General features: G+C 62.7%; 24 protein-coding genes and 1 tRNA gene. 9 read left to right on the top strand and 16 right to left on the bottom strand.

Annotated elements, in window-relative coordinates; translation table 11 throughout:
* Positions 1 to 20: 20 nt before the first annotated feature.
* Positions 21 to 965, top strand: a complete 945-nt coding sequence (fmt, locus tag NWI01_RS08600; RefSeq protein ID WP_141383460.1) for a methionyl-tRNA formyltransferase — start codon at positions 21 to 23, stop codon at positions 963 to 965.
* The gene (gene truA / locus NWI01_RS08605; RefSeq protein ID WP_141383461.1) at positions 965 to 1,732 is read left to right on the top strand and encodes a tRNA pseudouridine(38-40) synthase TruA; all 768 of its coding nucleotides are present in this window, start codon (positions 965 to 967) and stop codon (positions 1,730 to 1,732) included. Before fmt ends, truA begins: the two co-directional genes overlap by 1 nt.
* A 36-nt stretch (positions 1,733 to 1,768) precedes the next feature.
* On the opposite strand, the gene NWI01_RS08610 is transcribed toward truA, so the two are convergent.
* The 10 genes from NWI01_RS08610 to rpmH all read right to left on the bottom strand — a co-directional run bounded on the left by NWI01_RS08610 (position 1,769) and on the right by rpmH (position 9,871).
* Positions 1,769 to 2,323 (bottom strand): phosphorylase family protein, encoded by a 555-nt coding sequence (locus NWI01_RS08610; protein WP_141383462.1) that lies wholly within the window; start codon positions 2,321 to 2,323, stop codon positions 1,769 to 1,771.
* Positions 2,320 to 3,489 carry a succinyl-diaminopimelate desuccinylase gene (gene dapE, locus NWI01_RS08615; RefSeq protein ID WP_141383463.1) on the bottom strand — a complete coding sequence of 390 codons (1,170 nt, stop codon included), beginning with the start codon at positions 3,487 to 3,489 and terminating at the stop codon, positions 2,320 to 2,322. Before dapE ends, NWI01_RS08610 begins: the two co-directional genes overlap by 4 nt.
* An 8-nt stretch (positions 3,490 to 3,497) precedes the next feature.
* On the bottom strand, positions 3,498 to 4,343 hold the full coding sequence (dapD, locus tag NWI01_RS08620) for a 2,3,4,5-tetrahydropyridine-2,6-dicarboxylate N-succinyltransferase (RefSeq protein WP_141383464.1): 846 nt from the start codon (positions 4,341 to 4,343) through the stop codon (positions 3,498 to 3,500).
* A 129-nt stretch (positions 4,344 to 4,472) separates the two neighbouring features.
* Positions 4,473 to 5,189 carry a pyrimidine 5'-nucleotidase gene (locus NWI01_RS08625; RefSeq protein ID WP_141383465.1) on the bottom strand — a complete coding sequence of 239 codons (717 nt, stop codon included), beginning with the start codon at positions 5,187 to 5,189 and terminating at the stop codon, positions 4,473 to 4,475.
* Positions 5,186 to 6,082: an acetylglutamate kinase gene (gene argB / locus NWI01_RS08630; RefSeq protein ID WP_141383466.1), complete on the bottom strand. Its 897-nt coding sequence runs from the start codon at positions 6,080 to 6,082 to the stop codon at positions 5,186 to 5,188. Before argB ends, NWI01_RS08625 begins: the two co-directional genes overlap by 4 nt.
* 174 nt (positions 6,083 to 6,256) lie before the next feature.
* Positions 6,257 to 6,661: a DUF423 domain-containing protein gene (locus tag NWI01_RS08635; protein WP_141383467.1), complete on the bottom strand. Its 405-nt coding sequence runs from the start codon at positions 6,659 to 6,661 to the stop codon at positions 6,257 to 6,259.
* Entirely contained in the window at positions 6,658 to 7,311 is a 654-nt protein-coding gene (gene yihA / locus NWI01_RS08640) for a ribosome biogenesis GTP-binding protein YihA/YsxC (protein ID WP_141383468.1), read from the bottom strand. Before yihA ends, NWI01_RS08635 begins: the two co-directional genes overlap by 4 nt.
* Positions 7,312 to 7,461: 150 nt before the next feature.
* Positions 7,462 to 9,306, bottom strand: a complete 1,845-nt coding sequence (gene yidC, locus NWI01_RS08645) for a membrane protein insertase YidC (RefSeq protein ID WP_141383469.1) — start codon at positions 9,304 to 9,306, stop codon at positions 7,462 to 7,464.
* 72 nt (positions 9,307 to 9,378) lie between these two features.
* Complete coding sequence (rnpA, locus tag NWI01_RS08650; RefSeq protein WP_141383470.1) at positions 9,379 to 9,714, bottom strand: ribonuclease P protein component; 336 nt, start codon at positions 9,712 to 9,714, stop codon at positions 9,379 to 9,381.
* A 22-nt stretch (positions 9,715 to 9,736) separates the two neighbouring features.
* Positions 9,737 to 9,871, bottom strand: coding sequence for a 50S ribosomal protein L34 (rpmH, locus tag NWI01_RS08655; protein WP_006609582.1), 135 nt, complete (start codon positions 9,869 to 9,871; stop codon positions 9,737 to 9,739).
* A 318-nt stretch (positions 9,872 to 10,189) separates the two neighbouring features.
* Here rpmH and NWI01_RS08660 point away from each other — a divergent pair, with 318 nt between their 5' ends.
* From NWI01_RS08660 to NWI01_RS08675, 4 genes are all read left to right on the top strand, one after another.
* Positions 10,190 to 11,668, top strand: a complete 1,479-nt coding sequence (locus tag NWI01_RS08660) for a sensor histidine kinase (protein ID WP_141383471.1) — start codon at positions 10,190 to 10,192, stop codon at positions 11,666 to 11,668.
* 232 nt (positions 11,669 to 11,900) lie between these two features.
* A tRNA-Arg gene (locus tag NWI01_RS08665) sits at positions 11,901 to 11,977 on the top strand.
* Positions 11,978 to 12,715: 738 nt separating this feature from the next.
* Positions 12,716 to 13,231 (top strand): RNA polymerase sigma factor, encoded by a 516-nt coding sequence (locus NWI01_RS08670; protein ID WP_141383472.1) that lies wholly within the window; start codon positions 12,716 to 12,718, stop codon positions 13,229 to 13,231.
* Between the two features lie 165 nt (positions 13,232 to 13,396).
* The gene (locus NWI01_RS08675) at positions 13,397 to 14,401 is read left to right on the top strand and encodes a FecR family protein (protein WP_141383473.1); all 1,005 of its coding nucleotides are present in this window, start codon (positions 13,397 to 13,399) and stop codon (positions 14,399 to 14,401) included.
* 381 nt (positions 14,402 to 14,782) lie between these two features.
* Here NWI01_RS08675 and NWI01_RS20075 read toward each other — a convergent pair whose 3' ends face one another.
* Complete coding sequence (locus NWI01_RS20075; RefSeq protein WP_283809242.1) at positions 14,783 to 14,911, bottom strand: hypothetical protein; 129 nt, start codon at positions 14,909 to 14,911, stop codon at positions 14,783 to 14,785.
* On the opposite strand from NWI01_RS20075, the gene NWI01_RS08680 reads away from it, so the two are divergent.
* From NWI01_RS08680 to NWI01_RS08690, 3 genes are all read left to right on the top strand, one after another.
* Entirely contained in the window at positions 14,910 to 17,123 is a 2,214-nt protein-coding gene (locus NWI01_RS08680; protein ID WP_181410418.1) for a TonB-dependent receptor, read from the top strand. The genes NWI01_RS20075 and NWI01_RS08680 overlap by 2 nt on opposite strands.
* Before the next feature lie 128 nt (positions 17,124 to 17,251).
* Complete coding sequence (locus NWI01_RS08685; protein WP_141383475.1) at positions 17,252 to 17,758, top strand: hypothetical protein; 507 nt, start codon at positions 17,252 to 17,254, stop codon at positions 17,756 to 17,758.
* A gap of 138 nt (positions 17,759 to 17,896) precedes the next feature.
* The gene (locus NWI01_RS08690) at positions 17,897 to 18,907 is read left to right on the top strand and encodes a LysR family transcriptional regulator (protein WP_141383476.1); all 1,011 of its coding nucleotides are present in this window, start codon (positions 17,897 to 17,899) and stop codon (positions 18,905 to 18,907) included.
* Here NWI01_RS08690 and NWI01_RS08695 read toward each other — a convergent pair.
* Genes NWI01_RS08695 through trbL form a run of 5 tightly spaced genes read right to left on the bottom strand, consistent with a single transcriptional unit; the run spans position 18,840 to position 23,266 of the window.
* Positions 18,840 to 19,076: a DUF2274 domain-containing protein gene (locus NWI01_RS08695; RefSeq protein ID WP_141383477.1), complete on the bottom strand. Its 237-nt coding sequence runs from the start codon at positions 19,074 to 19,076 to the stop codon at positions 18,840 to 18,842. The two genes, NWI01_RS08690 and NWI01_RS08695, sit on opposite strands and share 68 nt — an antisense overlap.
* 2 nt (positions 19,077 to 19,078) lie before the next feature.
* Positions 19,079 to 20,239, bottom strand: coding sequence for a TrbI/VirB10 family protein (locus tag NWI01_RS08700; RefSeq protein ID WP_141383478.1), 1,161 nt, complete (start codon positions 20,237 to 20,239; stop codon positions 19,079 to 19,081).
* Positions 20,236 to 21,222, bottom strand: a complete 987-nt coding sequence (gene trbG, locus NWI01_RS08705) for a P-type conjugative transfer protein TrbG (protein WP_141383479.1) — start codon at positions 21,220 to 21,222, stop codon at positions 20,236 to 20,238. The genes NWI01_RS08700 and trbG overlap by 4 nt, the downstream gene beginning before the upstream one ends.
* Complete coding sequence (gene trbF / locus NWI01_RS08710) at positions 21,219 to 21,908, bottom strand: conjugal transfer protein TrbF (RefSeq protein ID WP_141383480.1); 690 nt, start codon at positions 21,906 to 21,908, stop codon at positions 21,219 to 21,221. The genes trbG and trbF overlap by 4 nt, the downstream gene beginning before the upstream one ends.
* Entirely contained in the window at positions 21,905 to 23,266 is a 1,362-nt protein-coding gene (trbL, locus tag NWI01_RS08715) for a P-type conjugative transfer protein TrbL (RefSeq protein WP_141383481.1), read from the bottom strand. The genes trbF and trbL overlap by 4 nt, the downstream gene beginning before the upstream one ends.
* Positions 23,267 to 23,269 lie beyond the last annotated feature (3 nt).

Raw genomic sequence — 23,269 nt, forward strand, 5'->3', positions numbered from 1 at the left:
CCGCGCAGATAATCAATGAGATGCCGCTTCGCCTGATCTTCATGGGCACGCCCGATTTCGCGGTGCCGACCCTGCAGCAACTCGTGGCCCACGGCCACGAGTTCGCGGCCGTCTACACCCGCGAGGCAAGACCCGCCGGCCGCGGCATGAAGTTGCAGCCGAGCCCCGTGGCGCGTGAAGCGCAGCGGCTCGGCCTTCCCGTGCTGACGCCGAGAACGCTGAAGACGCAGGAAACGCAGGACCAGTTTCGTTCGCACGGAGCGGATGCCGCGGTCGTCGTCGCCTACGGCCTGATCCTGCCGCAGGCGATCCTCGATGCCCCGCGATACGGTTGCTACAATCTGCACGCATCGCTGCTGCCGCGCTGGCGCGGCGCCGCGCCGATCAACCGCGCCGTCATGGCCGGCGACGCCGAAAGCGGCGTCATGGTCATGAAGATGGATGCCGGCCTCGACACCGGCGACGTCGCCATGACCGAGCGGATCCCTATCACCGATGCGATGACCGCTTCCGATCTGCATGACGCGCTCGCGCCGCTGGGGGCCGATCTGATGGCGCGGGCGATGAACGCTCTGGAGCGCGGCGAGTTGCGGCTGACGGCGCAAAGCGAACAAGGCCTCGCCTATGCCCTCACCTACGCCGCCAAGATCGACAAGGCCGAAGCGCGCATCGTTTGGAGCAACCCTGCGCGCGAGGTACTGCGCCACATTCATGGCCTGTCACCGTTTCCAGGCGCCTGGTGCGAGGTGCCGGTCGATGGGGAGCCCACGCGCGTGAAGATCCTGCGATGTGAGCTGGCGGAAGGCGCGGGATCACCGGGGGACCTTCTCGACGATCGCCTGACCATTGCGTGCAAGGATGGGGCGATCCGCGTTCTCGAATTGCAGCGCGCGGGAAAGCCACCGATGAAAGCCGCCGCCTTCCTGAACGGCACGCCGCTGACGCCGCCGCTGCGGCTCGACTGATGCCCCGCTACAAACTCACCATCGAGTATGACGGTGGTCCCTTCTGCGGCTGGCAGTACCAGACCAACGGGCCATCGGTGCAGGGCGCGCTGGAAGCGGCGGTCAAGGCGATTTGCGGTGATGATGTCCGCGTGCACGGCGCGGGCCGCACCGATGCAGGCGTTCATGCGCTGGCGCAGGTGGCGCACTGCGATATCGCCAGGCATTTCATGCCGGACCGGCTGCGCGACGGACTCAACGCTCATCTGCGGCCGCATCCGATCGGCGTGCTCGAAGCCGAGATCGTGCCCGACAGCTTCGAGGCGCGCTTCTCGGCACGCAAGCGACATTACATTTATCGCATCGCCAATCGCCGCGCCAATCTCGCCATCGACGTGGGCCGGGTCTGGCGCGTGCCCCGGCCGCTCGATACCGAGGCGATGCACGCTGCCGCGCAGCGGCTGCTCGGCAAGCACGATTTCACGACGTTTCGTGACACCGAATGTCAGGCGAAATCGCCGGAAAAAACGCTCGATCAGCTCGACGTGGTCAGAAACGGCGACAATGTCAGCATCATCACCTCGGCGCGCTCCTACCTGCACAGCCAGGTCCGCTCCATGGTGGGTTCGCTGGTGTGGGTCGGGCATGGCCGCTGGAATGCCGACGATCTGTCCGGCGCGCTGGCCGCGCGGCGGCGCGAAGCGTGCGGGCCGGTGGCGCCGCCCGACGGATTGTACCTCGCGCGGGTCGATTACGAGGGGAGTATCCCCCTCGGGCGGGATCGATGATCGCTGTCATGCGCGAACTTTGCGCGGGTCCGTCCTTCACCGAATCCGTTCCAGCGTATCCCAGAACAGGCCCTCGCCATCCTTCACATTAGCGGTCCAGTCCTGATGCGCGAGGTCGTTCGCGTCGTCGGTAATGAACTTGAACGCACGCCACGGCAGACCGTGACGCCGGCACACCTGCGCGACCGCGAACAACTCCATGTCAACGATGTCGACGTTGTTCTCGATCAGCCATGGATCTGAGCTTGTGACAAAGCTGTCGCCGGTGCCGCAGACGACGCCGGCCTGCCCTGACCTCAGAAGATCAAGCTCGGGAGCAAAAGGCGTGCGTCCGCGCGGCGCCAGCGGCATCGCCATCATGTCGCGCTGGACAACGGTTGATACTTCCACGAGGCCCCGGAGCGTCTCGTTGATCTTTCCCGCTGTCCCGTAGTTGATGACAAGATCTGGGTGCAGCGTCAGCAGCGCCAGCGTGGCGGCGCTGGCGGCATTGATCTTGCCGACGCCGGTGTAGATCACCCTGACGCCGTCAGGAAGCCGCGCCCTGCCGAGTTCATCTTCAATGGCCGTGAGAACGAGAATCCTGCTCATGCGAAGTAGCGGTCCAGCACGCCGCGATAGATCCGCGTCAGCTTTTCGAGATCGGCAATCGGAACGCGCTCGTCGATCTGGTGCATGGTCCGCCCGACCAGACCAAACTCGATCACCGGGCAATAATCCTTGATGAAACGCGCGTCCGACGTGCCGCCGCCCGTGCTCAACTCCGGCCTGCGGCCGGTGACATCCTCAACGGCCGCGGCCACGAGATCGGTGAACGGGCCGGGCTCGGTCAGGAACACGTCGGCATTCGAAGGCTCCCACACGATGCGGGTCCGCATGCGGTTGCCCGAGGCTCCCGCGACACGCGCCTCGACCAGCGCACGGAGCGATTGCTGATTGTGATGATCGTTGAAGCGGATGTTGAACCTCGCGCGCGCCTGTCCCGGGATCACATTGGCCGCCGGATTGCCGACATCGACCGAGGTGAATTCCAGGTTGGACGGCTGGAACTGGGCGCTGCCCTGATCCAGCGGCTCGCTCACAAGCGCGGTGATCAGCGCGGCGATATCCGGAATCGGATTCGAGGCGCGGTGCGGGTAAGCGACGTGACCCTGCGCGCCGTCAACATACAGCGTGCCGGACTGTGAGCCGCGGCGGCCGATCTTGATGCAGTCGCCGAGATCCTCGACATTGCTGGGCTCGCCTAGCACGCAGTGATCGAATTTCTCGCCGCGCGCCGCGGCCCATTTCAGCAGCTTGACGGTGCCGTTGACGGCGATGTCTTCCTCGTCGCCTGTGATCAGGAACGAGATCGAGCCGCTGCCGTCTTTCCCCGGCTGGCCGCCATGCGCCGCAAGATAGTCCAGCGCCGCCGCGACGCCGCAGGCGATCCCACCCTTCATGTCCACCGCGCCGCGCCCATAGAGCAGACCATCGACCACATCGCCCGAGAACGCGCCACGCGTCCACGCACCTTCATCGCCTGGGGGTACGACGTCGGTATGACCGGCGAACGCGATGTGAGGGCCGGTCGTCCCGATGCGGGCATAGAGATTGTCGATGTCGGAAGCGCCCAGCTCGCTGAAGGTGATCCGGTGAACATCAAAGCCGGCATTCTTGAGCAGCGGCTCGAGCACGCCGAGCGCACCGGCGTCCGCCGGCGTCACCGAAGGGCAGCGGATGAGATCGCGAGCGATGGAAAGCGCGTCGTTTCCCATCGTCGTAATCAGTCCCTCAGCAATTCGTTGATCCCGGTCTTGGAGCGCGTGCGTTCGTCGACGCGCTTGACGATGACCGCGCAGGCGGTGGACGGACCAGGCTGGCCGTTACTCAGCGGCTTGCCCGGCAGCGCGCCCGGCACCACCACCGCATATTCCGGCACTTCGCCCATGAAGATCTCGCCGGTCGTCCGATCGACGATCTTGGTCGAGGCGCCGAGGAAAACGCCCATCGACAGCACCGCGCCCTTGCGCACGATCACGCCTTCCGCCACTTCCGAGCGCGCGCCGATGAAGCAATCGTCCTCGATGATCACAGGCCCTGCCTGCAGCGGCTCCAATACGCCGCCGATGCCCGCGCCGCCGGAGATGTGGACCCGCTTGCCGATCTGGGCACAGGAGCCCACCGTGCACCAGGTGTCGACCATGGTGCTCTCGTCGACGTAGGCGCCAAGATTGACGAACGACGGCATCAACACGACGTTCCTTGCGATGAAGGCGGAGCGACGAACGATCGCACCCGGCACGGCGCGAAAGCCGGCGTCACGAAACCTGTTCTCGTCCCAGCCCTCAAACTTCGACGGCACCTTGTCCCACCACGCGGCGTTGCCGGGGCCGCCGGGAATGACGCTCATGTCGTTGAGGCGGAACGACAGCAGCACGGCCTTCTTGAGCCACTGGTTGACCGTCCACTTGCCGTCGGCCGCGCGCTCGGCGACGCGCGCCTCGCCCTTGTCGAGCAGGCCGAGCGCCTGATCGACGGCATCGCGCACTTCGCCCTTGGTCGCCGGGGTGATGGTCTCGCGCGCGTCGAACGCGCCGTTGATGGTGGTTTCGAGCGATGCGAGTGACATCGGATTCCCTGTGGCTCTGCTACGCATGCGTGGATTGGCTATGCTGCTTTGTCGGGACTTGCCGTCGGGGAGTCAAGGCACCTCTCTTCCCTCTCCCCTTGTGGGAGAGGGAAGAGAGGTATCGGAAGGTCAAGCCGGGAGCGCCGTCAGCCCCGCCAGAAAACCGGACAGGTCGTCGGTGACGTGGTCGACATGCGGCGCACCGCCGCGGCCTTCCATCTCCCAATCCTCGCGCACGACCTCGCGCGTCCCGTCCGGCACCACCAGCACGGTCGTCATCCCGAGTTCATGCGGAACGACGAGGTTGCGCGCCAGATCCTCGAACATCGCGCTTCTCGCGGCATCGACATCATGGCGTTCGAGAAAGCGACGATAGGTCCGCGGTGAAGGTTTCGGCTCCATCTCCGCGGCGATGATGTCGAACACCGCCTCGAAGTGATGACCGAAACCGAGCCGCTCCAGCACCTTTCCGGCATGGGCGGTCGAACCGTTGGTCAGGATCAGCTTGCGGCCCGGAAGCCTTCCGATCGCCGCGCCCATCGCCGGGTTGGGATCGAGCGGCGAGTGGTCGATCTGATGAACGTAAGCGAGATAGTCATCGGGGGAGACGCCATGCTCGGTCATCATGCCGCGCATGCTTGTGCCGAAGCGCTTATAGTAATCTTTCTGAATACGCCGGGCCTCGATGGGATCAACGTTGAGAAACTGGCCGATATATTCGCCGATCCGGGCGTCGACCTGCTGCCAGAGGTTGACGTGATGCGGATAGAGCGTGTTGTCGAGATCGAACACCCATGTGTCGATATGACTGAAACCGCGGTGAGGATGTCGCTGCGCGCAGGTCACTTGTGAATCAGCGTTCCCGTACCCTGATTGGTGAAGAGCTCCAGCAGAACCGCGTGAGGAGTCTTCCCGTCGATGATGACGACGCCGCCGACGCCCTGTTCGAGCGCGTAAATGCAGGTTTCGACCTTCGGGATCATGCCGCCCGAAATCGTCCCGTCGGCGATCAGCTTGCGCGCGTCGCTGATCGATAGCTCCGGAATGAGCTGCTTCGACTTGTCGAGCACGCCGGGAACGTCGGTGAGAAGCAGGAGCCGCTTGGCCTTCAACGCGCCGGCCACCGCCCCGGCGAAAATGTCGGCATTGACGTTGAACGTCTGGCCGCCTTTCGAGGTGGCCAGCGGCGCCAGAACCGGAATCAATTCGTGGCCGATCAACTGATTCAGAAGCGTCAGATCGACCTTTTCGGGCTCGCCGACAAAGCCGAGATCGACGACCTTCTCGATGTTGGAATCCGGGTCCGCCAGCATCCGCGTGGCCTTCGCGGCGGTGACCATGTTGCCGTCCTTGCCGCAAAGTCCGACGGCCTTGCCCCCGGCCTCGTTGATGTAGCCGACCAGTTGCTTGTTGATCGAGCCGGCAAGCACCATCTCGACGATTTCGATGGTCGCGGCGTCGGTAATGCGCAGGCCGGCCGCGAATTCGGATTTGATCCCGAGCCGTTGCAGCATGGCGGCGATCTGAGGGCCTCCGCCATGCACCACGACCGGATTGATCGCGGTCTGCTCGAGCAGCACGATGTCGCTGGCGAACTGGCGGGCGACGTTCTCCGAGCCCATGGCATGGCCGCCGTACTTGATGACGATGGTCTCCTCGTCATATCGCTGCATGTGCGGCAGCGCCTCTGACAGGATACGCGCCTGGTCGAGCGGGCTGATACGGCTGTCATCGGACATGAAGCTGATCTCTTGGCCGGGGGATAAGGCTGGTTCTGAGCAGAATCGCTTCTGATTGAATCAGAAGCGAGGCTCCATCTTTATGTTTGACGCGTTTTCATAACGCGAACCGGAATCCGCTTCGCTCGAAAACGCTATAACCGATCGGCGGCAGGGCCGCAAAGCCGCTTCGGATCAGGATCCGGACTGGTCGGAACGGGACGCCGCGCGAGGCAGGACCGCGGCGATCGTGAGCAAAAGCCAGCTCAGGATCATCAGCGTTCCTCCGGTCGGAGCGGCCCTCGGGAAAAGGTGATGTCCGAGGAACTGGCGCACCATCATGTCCGCGCCGAACAGGACCGCGCCTGCGACAAAACCGCCGGCCGCCAGGAGGCCGATGCGCGGACGAATGATCTGCCGGTCCGCCAGCAGCACCGCCAGCATCGCGGCCGGGGCGTGAAGCGACAGCATGGATGAAGCCGAGAGCGCAAGCCTGCCACCATCCGCGGTGTGAGCGGCGACCGCCCCCAGGATGACGCCGGCGGCGCCCATCAGCCCCGCCGCGATGACGATGATTCGAAACCAGCCGGGGTGCGTCATCGACGATGCTCTCCTATCAGGCGGGCCATGGCGGCACGCAGCTCCGGGATGCCGCCGCCCGTCCGTGACGAGGTCACCAGCACATCCGGGAACGCCGCGGGGTGGCTGGCAAGCTGCGTCCTGGTGGTATCGGTACGTTCCGCCATCTCAGCAGCCTTGACCTCATCAGCCTTGGTCAACACGACCTGGTAGCTCACGGCGGATCGGTCGAGGGTGCCCAGAACCGTCTTGTCGATGTCCTTGATGCCGTGGCGCGCATCGATCAGGACATAAACGCGCGCAAGCGTCGCCCGGCCGAGCAGGAAATCGTGAATCAACGACGTCCACGACGCGATCCTGGCCTTCGGGGCCGACGCAAAGCCATAGCCCGGCATGTCGACCAGCCGGACATCGGCGCCCTTCGGTCCCTCGAAGAAGATCAGTTCCTGGGTTCGCCCCGGGGTGCGTGAGGTGCGCGCCAGCGTGCTGCGGCCGGTCAGCGCGTTGATCAGGCTCGACTTGCCGACGTTGGAGCGTCCGGCGAATGCGACCTCGAGGCCAGCCATCGGCGGCAGCGTTTCGATCGACGGCGACGCCCAGATGAATTGCCATTCCCCGGCAAACAGCTTCCGGCCCTGCTCGATCAGCTCCGCATCAAGGCCGGTCGTCATGCGAAGATGCCTTCCTGACATGGCATTGCGCGTTCGCGACAAGACTGGCCGATCGTACGCGGAGCGGCCGGATTCGAGAACGTTCTCGCCGGGCATTGGATGGCTTCGTCCGTCACGCTCACCCGCAACGATCGCAAGGTGGAGCTCCGTCTATGTGGTCTTCGCCGGCTTGTCGGAGGATTTGCGGCGGAAGGTCGACTTCACGTTATCGAACAGCTCCACCTTCACGCCGTTGCGTCGCATGATGTAGCTCTGCTGAATCACCGACAACGTGTTGTTCCACGCCCAGTAGATCACAAGACCCGCCGGGAAAGCCGCAAGCATGAAGGTGAAGATCACCGGCATCCAGTCGAAGATGATCTTCTGGGTCGGATCCGGCGGTGTCGGGTTCAGCTTCATCTGGAACCACATCGTGATGCCCATGATGATCGGCCACGCGCCGATCGCGAGGTAGGGCCCGATCAGCGGCACCACGGAGGGGTCGTAGGGCAGCAGTCCGAACAGGTTGAAGATGTGGGTCGGATCTGGCGCCGACAGGTCCCTGATCCAGGCGAAGAAAGGCGCGTGACGCATTTCGATGGTCACGAACAGCACCTTGTAGAGCGAGAAGAACACGGGAATCTGCAGAAGGACCGGAAGACAGCCCGAGATCGGGTTGATCTTCTCCTTCTTGTAGATCTCCATCATCTCCTGCTGCAGCTTCATCCTGTCGTCGGGATAAAGCTCTCTCAGCGCGGTGATCTGCGGCTGGATCGCCTTCATCTTCGCCATCGACGCGTAGGATCTGTTGGCAAGCGGGAAGAACACCAGCTTGATCAGCACGGTCACGACCAGAATGGAAACGCCGAAGTTACCGAACATGTGAAAGAAGAAGTCCAGCGCAACGAACATCGGCTTGGTAATGAAATAGAACCAGCCCCAATCGATCAGCAGGTCGAAATGGTTCAGGCCAAGCTGCTTGTTGTAGCCGCCAAGCTCTACCAGCGGAAAATTGAGGCCGACAACGCTGGCTTCCTTGGCGCCTGCGAAAAGCCGCGCGCTGACGGCCCCCGTGCCACCAGCCGGGATTGTCCGCGCATCCTCGAGATAGTCTGTCTGGTAGGTCCTGACCGAACCCGCCTGATCGGACGAAAAGCGCGCCTGCAATCGCGCGCTGGTGTCGGGGAGCAACGCCGCGGCCCAGTATTTGTCGGTGATGCCAAGCCAGCCGTTGGTGACATTGAAGGTGACCGACCCGGCTTCGTTGATATTCTTGTAGGAGTATTCCTGCAAACCCTGATCACCGAGATAACCGATGAGGCCTTCGTGCAAGATATAGTAACCCGAGATTTCGGGCGTGCCATGGCGCGAAATCAGCGCGAACGGATAGAGCGTCACCGGCATGCTGCCGGTGTTTGAGACCTCGTCTTTTATGGTGAACAAATACTGATCATCCACCGAGACGATGCGACGGAACGTCAGCCCTTCGCCATTGTCGTATTTCAGCGTGACCGGGGTGGACGGGGTCAGCGCGCCCGCCCCCTCCTGTTGCCACAGGGTGCTCCGGTCCGGAACCCGGACGGTCGATCCGGAGCCCGGAACCCATCCGAACTCAGCGTAATAAGGAGAGGCCGTGCCGGACGGCGAGAACAGTTCGATCGCGGGAGAAGCGGGATCGACCGTCTCGCGGTACTTGGTCAGCAGAAGGTCATCAATGCGCGCGCCGGTCAGCGAGATGCTTCCGCTCAGGCGAGGGGTATTGATCTGGACGCGCGGCTTGGACGCGATGGCGGCATCACGGGCGACCACCGCGGATCCTGCGGCGGATTGACCGGGCGCTGCGGTATTCGGCGCAGCTTCGCCCTCTGACTTGCTCTGGGACTTGGCAAGCTCGCTTTGCGCCTGGTGGGCGGCGCGGTCCTTCTCCATCTGCGGGATGTTATAGAAGTACTGCCAGGCGATCAGCACGAGAGCCGACAGAACGATAGCGATGATGGTATTGCGGTTCTCAGACATCGTTCAGGGTCTCGCCACTCGGTTCGGGTTGCGGCTGGATGCACCGTTGATGCCGCCGATTTGACGCCGCATTCATTCAGGATGCCGGCGGTCGAGGCGCTGAAGCGCCGAACGCAAATCATCGAGCATCACTGCGAAACGGCGGTTCAGCGCGGCACGGCGGCCGATTATCACATAATCGCTGTGCGGTCGCATGGATACGGCATCCACGCGCTTCACCAATTCGCGAAGTCTGCGGCGGATGCGATTTCGTTCGGTCGCGGTGCCATTTTTCTTGGTCACCGTAAAGCCGACCCTGATCGGACCGCCATCGTGGCGGCAACGATTCTGCATCACGAAAGCAGGGGTGCTGACGCGCGGCCCATGGGCAGCGGCGAGGAAGTCCGCCCGCTGCCTCAACCGGTCCATGACGATTCCCGGGACGATCCGCTCAGGCGCTCAGGCGCTTGCGGCCCCGCGCGCGCCGCGCGGCGAGAACCTTCCGGCCGCCGGTCGTCGCGAGGCGGGCACGAAAGCCATGACGCCGCTTGCGTACCAATTTACTGGGTTGATAAGTCCGTTTCACGGGAGTCTCCGCTGACCGGGCGCGTCGCCTGATGTTGAGGTTAAGTCCGGCAATGCCGCCCGAGCCGAGCCGTTTTCGGCCCGGACAAGCCGCCCCGGCTGAAACCGGGCCGTCACGGACAATTGGCGCGGCTTATACGGGAGCGGCCTCTTTTCGTCAATCTTGCCCTGTATCGTTTCCGTATCCCGTCAAACTGGCCAAGCTGTCGCGCCGACCTATATTACACGGGTGTTCGGCAGTATTTCCTGAAACCCCGTCGTTCGTTTCAGGAGCGCAGATCACGGTCAGTTTGCCGCAGGGCCCTGCAGAGGAAAACCCGTGTCACAGGCGATCGAACAGCTCCGGATTCGAGCCGCGCGTCTGTCGTTGCGCGGCCGGCTCGGCCTGTCCGGCAAGCTCCTGCTGCTGACGATCCCGCTGGTCATGATCGCCGAAGTCCTGATCTACGTCCCGTCGATCGCCAACTTCCGGGTGAACCGGCTCAATGACCGGCTGGCGGCCGCGAACACAGCCGCACTGGTGCTCGATGCAGCTCCCTCGGGCATGGTGCCCGAGTCGCTTGCGCGGCAGATCCTCGGCAGCATCGGCGCGCGGGCAGTCGCCATCAAGATGGGGCAGCAACGCCGGCTGCTCGCGAGCGCAGACCTGCCGACGGCGATCGACCATGACATCGACATGCGTACGATGACGCCGTGGTCGGCCATTGTCGGCTCATTCGAAACCATGCTGGAAAGCGGCAACCAGGCGATCCGCATCATCGGACCCGGGCCACGTGGCGCGCAGTTCATCGAAGTCGTCACCGACGAGGAGCCGCTGCGCCAGTCGATGTACCGCTTTTCACGCAACCTGTTGCTAGTCTCGCTGGCGATAGCTGTTCTGACGGCAGCGCTGGTCTATCTGGCGCTGCACTATCTGTTCGTCCGCCCGATGCGGCGCCTGACCGCCAACCTCGTGGGCTTTCACCAGAATCCCGAGAATCCGGCGCGGATCATCGTTCCCTCGCAGCGCGGCGACGAAATTGGCGTTGCCGAGCGTGAACTCTCCGACATGCAGCGCGATCTCGTATCCATGCTGCATCAGAAGAACCGGCTGGCCGCGCTCGGCCTCGCCGTTTCCAAGATCAACCACGACCTTCGCAATCTGTTGGCGTCCTCCCAGTTGCTCTCCGACCAGTTGGCTAGCGTGCCCGATCCCCGCGTGCAGCGGTTCGCGCCAAAGCTGATGCGCTCACTGGAGCGCGCCATCGCGTTCTGCCAGTCAACGCTGTCTTATGGACGGGCGCAGGAAGCCGCCCCCGACCGGCGCCTGATGGCGATCGAGCCAGTCGTCAACGAGGTGCGGGAATCAGCGGGGCTGACGCCGGACGGCTCCATCACATGGATCAATGCGATCGAGCGCGGCCTTACGATCGATGCGGATCCCGATCAGCTGTTCCGCATTCTGCTTAATCTGGTGCGCAACGCCGCACAGGCTTTGGAGAGCCAGCCGCGAAACGACGCGGCGACCCGGCAAATCCGGGTCGCCGGGCGCCGCGAAGGCGCGGTGGCGATTATCGAGGTTTCCGACACCGGACCGGGCGTTCCGCAACAGGCGCGCAACCACCTGTTCGAGGCCTTTCAGAGTTCCGCACGCCCGGGCGGCAGCGGGCTCGGCCTTGCGATCGCGGCGGAACTGGTGCGTGCGCACGGCGGCGACATCCACCTGGTGGAAGGCACCATAGGCGCCACGTTCCGGATTACGATTCCGGACCGTCCGGTAGAACTGCAAATGATCCGCAACGAACGTGTCCGAGCCTGATCGATTTCAGGATCGCCGCTACTCCGTATCACCGGATTTCGGTGCCTGCCACAAGGTTGGCGAAAATGCGCGTACCGCGCCGTTCTCCCCCCGATCAGCCTATGCGATTTCCTGTCATCCGGCGCCGTTGGTAGCGCCGCGCCGCTTGCAAAGCTGACCCGGAGCCGTTAGCAAGGGCCCGCTTCGGGACGCCTGTTCCGAAATGCGGCGATTTTGATTTCCGCCTACAAACGCGCCCGTAGCTCAGCTGGATAGAGCACCAGACTACGAATCTGGGGGTCAGAGGTTCGAATCCTTTCGGGCGCGCCAATAAAATCAAACACTTAGGCAAATCTCACCGTTTCAAAAAGACGATCTGAAACGGTTTTTGAAACGGTTTTCGCTGCGGCGCGCGCCATGGCCGCACACTCTATTCTTTGTTGCGCCAGAGTTCGCGGCCTCGCCCCGGGCGAAACGAGCGTAAAACTCTGCACGTCGGGAGATGCCCCGAGTTCACGTTCAGTCACCTTGGGATTCTGGACGCGAGTTGGGAGACTGCGAAGCGGACAGTCGTGATTGTGCCGGATTAGCAATGGGCTCTTCCACTATTAGGACGGGCAGCAGCATCTTCTGTGCCTGCGATGCCCCCCCTGTGACTTCGCCCGATGATGTGGCCTCACTGCCACAACGACGCATAACGAGGTCAGGATCGGCCGCCCGGAAGAATTTCTGGAAAGCGTCCGAGATTGCTATCGCTCCGAAAAACCTCACGATTTCCGCAGAATCGGGTTCCGTAAAACACGTGCAAGCTGACCAGATTTCTAGAACAGGTCTAAATCATTGCGGTTGCACGTGAATTTTCCTCTGGTAGTGAAGTCGATGGACAATGGTCCAACCCTTGCACAGTCGCATGGAAAGTTCGGGGACCTTGGGAAGCGGTCTAACCAAAAGGAATGCTGACGCAGTCGTGTGCCTCGCCCTGTGGCAGGGTGCAGCTTCGCATCTTTGTCGGCTGACCGGGTCGGGTAATTCCATGAACGCTATCCCTCATGCCGACCAGAGGCGATCATGTCGGCAGCGTTGAACGCGATTTTCCAGTCGCACCGCCGCTCCCTCCTTTGGACCGTGATGAGGATCGTGCGCGATCCTCAAACGGCAGAGGACCTCGCGCAGGAAACCTACCTGAAGGCCCGAAAGGCACTTGAGACAAGACCGATCGAGCACGTTGAGGGCTTTCTGTTTCAGACCGCTCAGAATCTGGCGATCGACCACCAGCGGCGTAAGGCGGTTCGTAATCGGTATGAGGCGTCCGACGCAGCAAGGGAAGACATAGAGAATGTCGCCACCGTCGGACCCTCGATCGAAGACGATTTGATTCAGCGGCAGCGGTGGCGGGCGTTCGAGGGCGCACTGGCGGAACTCCCGGTGCGAGCAAGAACCGTATGGTCCATGATTCATCTGCAAGGGCGTACGTGCGCTGAGATCGCGGAACATCTCGGCGTTTCTCGCAATACTATTTATAACGACATCAAACTTGTCATGGGGCATTGCCAAGATGTGCTTGCACGGCTTGACGAGGATTGAAGCCGGTGACGGGCACAGACAAACTCTGGTAACATGCTCTGAGCGACCCGTCGGAATCGCTCAAGCTGCTCTCATTGGTATCGCAGGGGGAAATTTGTGACGGGTCTTCCTGTCAAACGTCTCACTCATATGAGCGTCCGAATAATCGAATTGCGGATCAGCTAGGTGGGACAGAAACCGACAGGGGATTACGGATCGGATGGAGAATACAAGCATCCGGATCCCGTAACGGATCAGGCGCTCGACTGGTTCATTCGACTCCAGGAAGAGCGCGACCCGGCGACGCTGGCGGAGTTTGAGGCGTGGCGGCGATCGGACATCCGCTGCGGCCAGGCATTTGCGCGTATCTCCGCGATGCACGACATGCCTTCCTTACGCAAGGCGACCGAAACCGACGCCCGCCGGCTCGGACTGGACGTGCCCCCATCCGTGGTTTCGGTGCGGGAACGGAAGGCGCGGCGAGACTGGATCCCGGCTGTTGCCGCCGCTGCCGCCGTCCTCCTGCTGCTGATAGGCTGGCAGCAGTTGCCGGGCGTCATGCTGCGGTGGCAATCTGACTATATGACAGCAACCGGCCAGCGCGAGACCATCACGCTGCCGGACGGGTCGACCGCGACGCTCAACACCTCAACCGCCATTGCCGTTGATTTTTCTGGCGGTCGCCGCCGGGTCACATTGCTCGACGGTGAAGCCTATTTCGACGTCCGGCATGATCCGTCACGGCCATTTGTCGTCGCAGGGCATTTCGCGGAGGTCGAGGTCAAGGGGACTGCCTTCAGCGTCAGGACTGAGAATGGTCAGGACACTGTCGTGCTCGAACGTGGCCGCGTTGAGGTGAGCGGCCAGGCCGATCACGAATTCCTCGCGCCGGGGCAGATGATTGTCGCCAGCGCATCCGGCCTGTCCGCGGTAGAGGCAGCGGACATCGATCAATCGCTTGCATGGCGCAACGGCCGGATCGTGTTTCGCGACCGGCCATTCCGCGCCGCATTGGGCGACCTCGAACGCTATTTTGACGGACGGGTCGTGGTCATAGGCAGCCTGGCGTCGGATCGCCTAGTGAGCGGACATTATCGTATCGATGATCCTGACGCAGCTATCAGGACGCTCGCGCGATCGGCCGGTGCCGACGTCACGCGACTTCCGGGCGGAATCCTGATCTTGCGTTAAAGCATTTTCCGGCGAAGTGGATACCGGTTCGCCGGAAGAAAATGCGACCAGACAATAATTTCTAGAGCATGGCCCGATTCAACTTGATCGGATCATACTCTAGCGACCAAACTTTTTTTGTGACGGATCGACCCCTCATCGTCCCTGTTATGAGGGCCGAGTTTTCACAAGGTGTGACAAGCAGCCCTCTGCATCTGGTTGAGGGCAGCGAGCGATGAACGATCGGGGGATCGCAAGTCAGAATAACATTTCGGCATCGAGCAAGGATGGACGGAGGAAACGTCTCGCAGTTGTTCTGCTCGGTTCGACCGTCCTCGCCTGTGGCGCCACGAATGCGCCCATCATCGTCCCCGCCCAGGCGCAGCAGACTGCCCGCACTGTTCAATTCTCGATCCCTGCCCAGCCGCTCTCCTCCGCGGTGGATGCATTCAGCCGCGTCACCGGCTGGCAGGTCGGATATTCATCCGATATCGCCCGCTCGACGACCACGCGCGCTGTCTCGGGCGTCATGACGCCTGCTCAGGCGTTGCGGACCATGGTGGCCGGAACCGGCGTCACCGTCAGCATTACCGGCCCGGCGAGCGCCGCGTTGGTTTCGGGTGCGGCCAATGCAGGGAGCGGCGGCGCGGTGCTGGCCGGCGCGATCTCGCTCGATACGATTGACGTGCAGGGCGCTGGAAATCCCAACTCCACGATGTCGCTGCCTCCGGCCTATGCCGGCGGACAGGTGGCGCGCGGTGGCCAGCTCGGGATGCTTGGCAATAGAGACATGATGGACACGCCATTCCATCAGACCAACTACACGCGCAAGCTTATCGAGAATCAGCAGGCTAGAAGCATTGCCGAAGTGCTCTCCAACGATCCATCGGTGGCCAAAATATACGACACAGGCGGTGGCTTCGGTAAAGAGCAATGGGCCATCCGAGGAGTCGGCGCCAACGCACATAACGTATCCTTCGGCGGCCTGTTCGGCATTACACAATCACTAGACAGTGCCACGGCGGTGGAAACGATCGAGCGGGTCGAGGTGCTGAAGGGAGCGAGCACTCTGCTCAACGGCCTGCCGCCGACCCAGGGTGCGCATCTTGGCACAGTAAACCTGGTGCCGAAACGCGCCGGCGACGAGCCGTTGATCGCTTTTACACCGAACTATGCGATGAACAGCCAGTTCGGCGGCCACCTCGATGCCGGTCAGCGCTTCGGCGACAACAAAGAATTCGGTGTCCGTTTCAATGGAGTGTACCGCAGCGGCGATACTCCCATCGACTATAACTCGCGCGAAACAAGAGTGGCCGCGCTCGGCCTCGACTATCGGGGCGAAACCGTCCGCTTGTCTGCCGACTTTGGCTATCAATACCTCAACACTCGTGGAAACCGAGCGCCAGTGACTGTCGCGTTGGATGCCCCGGTTCCGATGCCGCCTCACACTACTCATAACTGGGTACAGCCATGGGAATATCATAAAGTAGAGAGCAAGTACGCCACGACGCGCGGCGAGTGGGACATCACCGAGAACGTGACCGCCTATGCAGCATTCGGGCGCGGCAAATCGGGTGTGAGGGTCGCAGAATATTATCCGACTCTTGTGGACGCAGTGGGCACAATGGCCGCATCGTCCGCCTATCAATACATTTACTTCAGGCACGCGACCACTGCCGAGACAGGTCTGCGGGGGCATGTGGAGACCGGCCCGGTGAAACATGCGGTAGCCTTGGCGGCGGGATGGGGCCGCGAAAATTACGGGGACAATGACGGGGACGATTGGAATGGCTCCGCAGTCCTTCCGGCTACAAATCTGTACAATCCTGTCTATTTCCCTCAGCCGAATTTTCCCCGGCTCGGCGATCCCGCCAGTGCGCCGATATCAAGTCGCACCGAGAATCTGGGCTTTACGCTGGCCGATACCATGTCTGCCCTGGACGAGCGCATCCAATTGATGCTCGGCATCAGGCACCAGAGAGTGAAGCGAAGGTCCTTCAGCAGCGGTTCTCAATATGACGATGGTGCCCTGTCTCCGGCCGCAGCGCTGATCGTCAAGCCGTGGCAGAATGTCTCCTTGTACGCCAATTACATGGAGGCCCTGGAAGCCGGCCAGATTGCACCGACCAATGCGGTGAACGTCGGGGAAGTTTTTCCGCCCTTCAAGACAACGCAATCCGAGGTCGGCGCGAAGGTCGATTTCGGCCACATAGCGGCGACGCTCGCTGCCTTCACTGCTACGCGGCCGACTTACGGTCGAGATCCCGACACCTTGATCTTTGGCGAGGTCGGCAAGACTCGCTATCAGGGAATCGAGTTCACGACCTTTGGCCAAGCGACTGACAGTATCCGTTTCGTCGGCGGGTTTACGTTTCTCGATCCCAGGCTGATCGAAACCCCGGACGGAACTAACATCGGCAACCGGATCGTCGGTACTCCCAGATATCGTGCCACCCTCAGCCTGGATTGGGACACTCCGTTCATCGAGGGGCTCACCCTGGGTGGGATGGCGCAATGGCAGTCCTTCTCATTCCTTGATAACGCGAACATGCAAAAAGTCGATGGCTGGTATCGTTTCGATCTGAATGCAAGCTACACGATCAGACAACCGGGCTGGAAGCCGATCATCGTCCGTGCAAGCCTGCGCAACGTATTGGACAGGAGCTACTGGGCATCTTCCTATTGGCAACTGGGTCTGAGCGAGCCGCGCACGTTCCTGCTGTCGACGACGTTTCAGTTCTAGGGATGGCGAACGCGATCGTTCTTATCGGAGAGTCCGCCCGCGAGTCTGTACCTCGTCCCAACGACTAAACTCGCGAAGTAGCAGGTTCAATCAACAGGCTGGTCCGTCCACTCTATGAGAAAACTGCTATGCTGACATTGGTCAACGATACATCGGATCAACAATTTCTCTCACCGCCAAAGCGTCGATCAGATTCGCAACCGCGCCGAAGCGATTATAACCGCCGCCGTTTCCTCGCCTGGCTGCGCGACGAGATAACGATCCTCCGCGCGCTCGGCATGGATCATCGCCGCATTGCCGCGCAACTTGACATCGAGGAGCATGACGTGCGGGTGTTCTCTCCGAAACCGAAGGAGAAAATCCTGTGTCGTAATCTCCCCCGTCGGGCCATCGACGCGCTGCTGCACGGCCGCCATGCCTCGCTGGGCGGCAGGACTGTCGCCAAGCGCAGCCGGCATCTCGTCAAGATCGCCTCGGCCTACACCTGGGAAGAACTTATGGCCGAACCGGGCGTCGGCACCGTAACAGCCTCAGAAATAAGACTCTGGCTTGAAGAGCGTGGCGCCGCGCTGCGGCCTTCGCCCGATGGCGCGGCAAATTGGTATCGATCCACGCCTACACCGGACATCAGTTGAGCGGCGCAAGATGGGCAGGTGAGAGCCTCACCAGTCGAAACTCAAGGACGCAGATCGTAACCAGGTCGCTCACCGCGCTGAATGGGGCACAACGGCACGCAAACCAGCAGAGGCGAAACAAGAAGTGGCGAGGACAAAATGGGAAGCAAATCTCGTCGCGACGTGAAGTCGCGCCGCAACGAGCTGACCATTGAGCTTCGCCATCTGCGCTATTTCATAGCTGCCGCCGAGCATGGCAGTTTTCGCAAGGCCGGTGTGGCCCGCGGCGTACAGGAATCGGCGATCAGCCGTCGTGTTCGCGATCTCGAAGACGAGTTGGGAGCTTCTCTGTTCAACCGCTACAATGGCGGTGTCCGTCTGACTTTCGCAGGCGAGCGCTTTCTAAGCCGAGCGCGCCAGATCATCCGGAACGTCGGGCATGGCGCGGAAGACGTCGCATCGATCGGACGCTCGGAGGACGGCCGTGTCAGAGTCGGCATCTATTCGTCTATCGCCTCCGGATTCCTCGCCGAGCTGCTGCGCATGTATGAGGATAAACACCGCAGCGTCGATGTTGAGATGATCGAGGGTAATCCCTCCGAGCATGTCGCCGCAATTCGGGAATTCAAGCTTGACGTGGCATTTTTGAGGGGATCGCGTGCGTGGGCCGACTGCGAAACAGTATATCTTTGGTCAGAGCGCGCATTCGCAGTGTTGCCTGATAATCACGCCCTGGCAAAGCGCGAAGAAATCCAGTGGCAGGACCTAACGGGGCAGGCTTTCATCGTCAGTGACTCGGCGCCTGGACAGGAGATCTACGATTATCTGGTCTTGCGCATGGCGGACCTCGGCCGGCATCCGGATATCCGGGTTCAATATGTCGGTCGCGACAATCTGCTGCCTCTCGTGGCCCTTGGGCGAGGACTGACCGTCGTCAGCGAAGCGATGACGGCGGCGCTATTTCCCGGTCTCTGCTATCGCCCGATCGCCGGCGAGATTCTTCGCTTCAATGCGGTGTGGTCGCCAAAGAACGACAATCCCGCGTTTCGACGCTTTCTTAGCCTTGCGCGCTCGATAGCGGCGTCACGGAAACCGGACGGCATCAAGCTCCCGTCTTCGACGATTGTTGGGAGCGGCGGGCTTTCGCGAAAGCGCGATCGGTTGCCATAAAGCGTGCAAGCATCGGCGCGATCAGCTTGAGCGGGTCTGCCGATGGCTGCCCGTCATCGGTCAGCAAGCGTGCGTAGAGCTTCAAGTCCTGAAACACTGTCGCAGGCAGTTCATGCGACACTTTCACAGGCTTGTCGTCGGGAAGCGGGCCGAGTTTCAGCTTGGTCATGGTCATCCCCTGTAGGGCTCGAGGGCTAAATCTCTCGTGACGACGATCCTGACCGGAAAGCTCGGCCGGATGGTGAGCGTCGGCGGGACGTTGAGCTGGCGACGGACAATCTGTTGTCCCGCGTCGTTGATGGTGGTCTGACCGCCGTTGCGGATGGCGCGGAGCAAGCGGTCCTCGTCGTTGATGGCAAGCTCGGCGCCGACAGAGAGCAGCGTCGACAGACCGGCCGCCTTGGCCAGATCCCACCAGTGATAATCAACGCCATCCTCAAGGCCGGCATAGCCCGCAGCGTCTGCGCCGGGCTGGCGCTCCAGCACGATAGAGCGGCCATTCGGGAGAATGAGCCTGTTCCAGACGAGCAGCACGCGGCGCTGGCCGAACTGCACATTGTTGTCGTACTGGCCGATCACCCGTGTTCCTTGCGGCACAAGCAGGATGCGGCCGGTGGGGCTGTCGTAGATGTTCTCCGTCACCTGCGCCGTGATCTGGCCGGGCAGATCGGAACGGATGCCGGTGATCAGCGCGGCAGAGATCACGGCTCCGGCCTGAAGCACGAAGGGCGAGGCCGGCGGCATGACGCGATCCGGCGAGGTCGTGCGGCGATCGACGGAGGCGTTGAGAAAAGCAAGCTGCTTGTCCTGCGCGGTTGGCTGGCTGCGTTGGCCGGTCACATCAAACCCACCGAAATTCGGCATGGCCATGCCGGCCTGCGATGCGACCGCGCTCGCCGCACCCGGTGCGGTCTGGAAGAACACGCCGCTGGTGCGCGCGGCCTCGATCTCGGCCAGCCGGCGTTGTTCGGCCTCATCGACCCTGGGTGCCGCAATCGTCGGCGGCACGACAGGCTGGCCCCTGTTCTGCGCATCGACGATCGGACGCCCGAGATCACCGGGCAATGGCGGGCCGAGGATTGGTCCGGTGTAGTCGCGCGGCAAGCCCGCCAAGCCGTCTGCGGGTTGCCGGTTGGTGGTGGAGTAAAGCTCCTGGCCGCTCTTGTCGGCATCGCGCGTCTGGAGCGCATAGATCAGCGCCCCAACGACGCCGAGCGACACGACGACACTGACGCCAGCGAGCACCTTGCGCGAGAGACGGGTGACGCGCGGCGGCGGAGCGCCAAGCCGCATCGGGGCCGCGGTGCTGGTCTGGTTCTGGTTCTGACTCATAATGACGGCCTCCCGTCGGTGCGGACGATCCTGACGGTCTGCTGCCTGTCGCCACTGCTAAGGCGCAGTTCGGCCGCGCCGAACAGGCGATCGACGATCAGGATGTTGCGGTGGACGCGGCTGTTGACGATCTGTGCTTCGCCCTCCGGTCCGATGACGAAGATCGGCGGCATCTCGCCTTGCACGATGCCGCGCGGAAACTCGACATAGACGCGGCGGCCGTCGTCATAGACGGCAACCGGCTTCCACGGTGGATTGTCGCCGGTCAGCCCATAGCGATAGTTGCGCGCGGCGGCGACTGGGATGACCGGCGTTGCCGGAATGCTCGTGTGCTGTCCAGCTGGCGGCCGCGGATAGGCCCATGAGACAGACGGCATGTAGGGTTTTGAGCCTGAGTGCAGTTCGAGCAGGTAGGTGCGGCGGTCGGTGGTGACGACCAGGTTGGTGGTGATGTCGGCGCGCGATGGCTTCACCAGCACATGGACGCGGCGCCTTTCGCCGGAGCCGGATTCGGTGTCGCCAATAATCCAGCGTGCGGTGTCGCCGGCCGCGATCGGCCCCGCGCCGGTGAGACTCTCGCCCGGCTCCAGCGCGATGTCGGTGATCTGGCCGGGTGCGGCATAGACCTGATAGAGCGCGCCTTCCGACCACGGATAAATCTGGATGGCGTTGAAGTACCCCTCGCGGCGCGGCTGGACGCGGGCGGCTGCATTGGCGTTCTCGATGCGCGCGGCTGGCGCTCCGGCAGCAGCCCCACCCCGTGCCGGCTTCCACACAGGCGGGATATGCAACGGCTTCGGTCGATCGTCCGTCACCGATGCAGGTATGGCGGGCAGCGGTGGGACATCGGCGTCGTAGCTGATCTGCGGCGGCTTCTGCGGTGTGGCGCAGCCGGCGAGCATGGAGCCGGACAGCAGCAAAGCTGCCAATGCGGGTTTCCGGAAAGATGGCTTTCCGTATTCGCGGATCATCAGCCGACTCATTGGCTCATCTCCCGCGACCAGTTGATCGCATTGACATAGATTCCCAGCGGATTGGCCTTGAGCCGGTCGGCGTCGCGCGGCGGCTGGATGACGATGGTCAGGATCGCGGTCCAGCGTTCGGTGGCGGCGAGCTGGCCGTTGTCGTAGCGCCGCTCGGTCCAGGCGACGCGGAAGGAATCCGCCGACGCGCGGATGACGCTCGACACCTCGACCGCGACCTGTTGCTTTCCGACCTTTGTGAACGGGTCGTTCGATCGCGCGTAATCGTTGAGCGCGGCCGCACCGTGATCCGTCGTCCATTCATAGGCGCGAAGCCATTGTTGCCGGACAATGACGGGATCGGCGGGGATGCTCCTGACCTGCTCGATGAAGCGCGCCAGATGCCACGCGACTTGCGGATCGGTCGGCCGATAGTCGGCCACGGCCGGCGCGACCGCTTGCGCCTGGCCGAGACCGTCCACCTGCACAACCCATGGAACGACAGTGCCGCTTGTCGTCTGCCACACCAGCGCGGCGGCGAAGCCTGTGGAGAGGATCAACGATCCGAAGGCCATGAGCCGCCAGTTCTTCGCCTGTACGCGGGCGGAGCCGATGCGTTCGTCCCAGACCTGCGCGGCGCGCTGGTATGGTGTCTCGGGTTGTGGGGTCTTGCCATAGTGGACGGCGGATCGTTTGAAGATGCTCATGTGCGATTGCCCTCAGACAGGTTGACGGAAGAGCCGGCGCCATGACCGTCGCCGGAGCGCACGGCGTGAGCGGTCGTCTGAACGGCATGGCTGGAATGGCTGGATCGGCGCATACGCTGCGCCCAGGCCGGCGGTGTTTGCGCGGCCGGGCCTGCGGAGGCCGCGCCGCCGCTCGAGGTGCCGCCGACGGTGCCCATGGTCGAGGAGCCGCCTGTCGCCGCGAACGAGCCCCTTGCGCCACCGGTGTAGCTCGATTTGACGCTTTCAGCGGCACGCGCGGCGGCGCGCTTGAGCGGCGAAACCGCAGTGGAGCCTGCCGCGCGCGCGACGCCGCCGAGACCTGACGCCACGCCGGCCGCGCCGGAGTGCCCCATGGAGCCGAGCGTATAGGCGGCGGAGGTTGCGCCCGCGGCTGTCGCGCCGCCCCGGACCGCAGCCGCGCCACCGGACAGGGCAGCCGCTCCACCTTTTGCGGCCAGCACCGCGCCGCCGCCGGCGGCGAAGGCGGCGCCTCCTGCCGCAAGGCCGGTGCCGATCGCCGCGCCCGCGCCGAGTTGCGGACCACCGGAGATGAGGCCATTGGCGATGCCGGGGCCGAAGATGCCGAGACCCAACAGCGACAGCGCGGCCAGCACGATGGCCATGGCGTCGTCGATGGTCGGCGTGGCTCCATTAGAGCCTTGCGTGAACTGCGCAAACAAGGTGCTGCCGATGCCAATGACGACAGCCAGCACCAGCACCTTGATGCCGCTGGAAATGACGTTGCCAAGCACGCGCTCGGCCATGAAGGCGGTCTTGCCGAACAGACCGAAGGGAATCAGCACGAAGCCGGCGAGCGTGCTCAATTTGAACTCAACGAGCGTGACAAACATCTGGATCGCGAGGATGAAGAAGGCGAGGATAACGAGCGCCCAGGCGAACAGCAGGCAAACGATCTGGATCAGGTTCTCGAACACCGCGAGCCAGCCCATCAGCGGCGAGATCGCGTCGAGCAGCGGTCGCGCCGCATCGAGGCCGGTCTGCGCCACCTTGCCGGGCCGCATCAGATCCTGCGCGGAGAAGCCCGTGCCCGAGGCTTTCAGGCCAAGCCCGGCAAAACTCTCGAACACGATCTTCGCAAGGCTGTTCCAGTTGGAGATCAAATAAGCGAAGACGCCGACAAAGAGGGTTTTCTTCACCAGGCGCGCAATGATGTCGTCGTCCGCGCCCCAGCTCCAGAACAGCGCGGCGATCGTCACGTCGATGACGATCAGCGTCGTGGCGATGAAGGCGACCTCGCCGCTGAGAAGGCCGAAGCCTGAGTCGATGTAGCGGGTGAAGGTTCCGAGAAACGTGTCGATGACGCTACTGCCGCCCATGCG

The sequence above is a fragment of the Nitrobacter winogradskyi genome, from assembly GCF_006539545.1.
GTDB lineage: Bacteria > Pseudomonadota > Alphaproteobacteria > Rhizobiales > Xanthobacteraceae > Nitrobacter > Nitrobacter winogradskyi_A.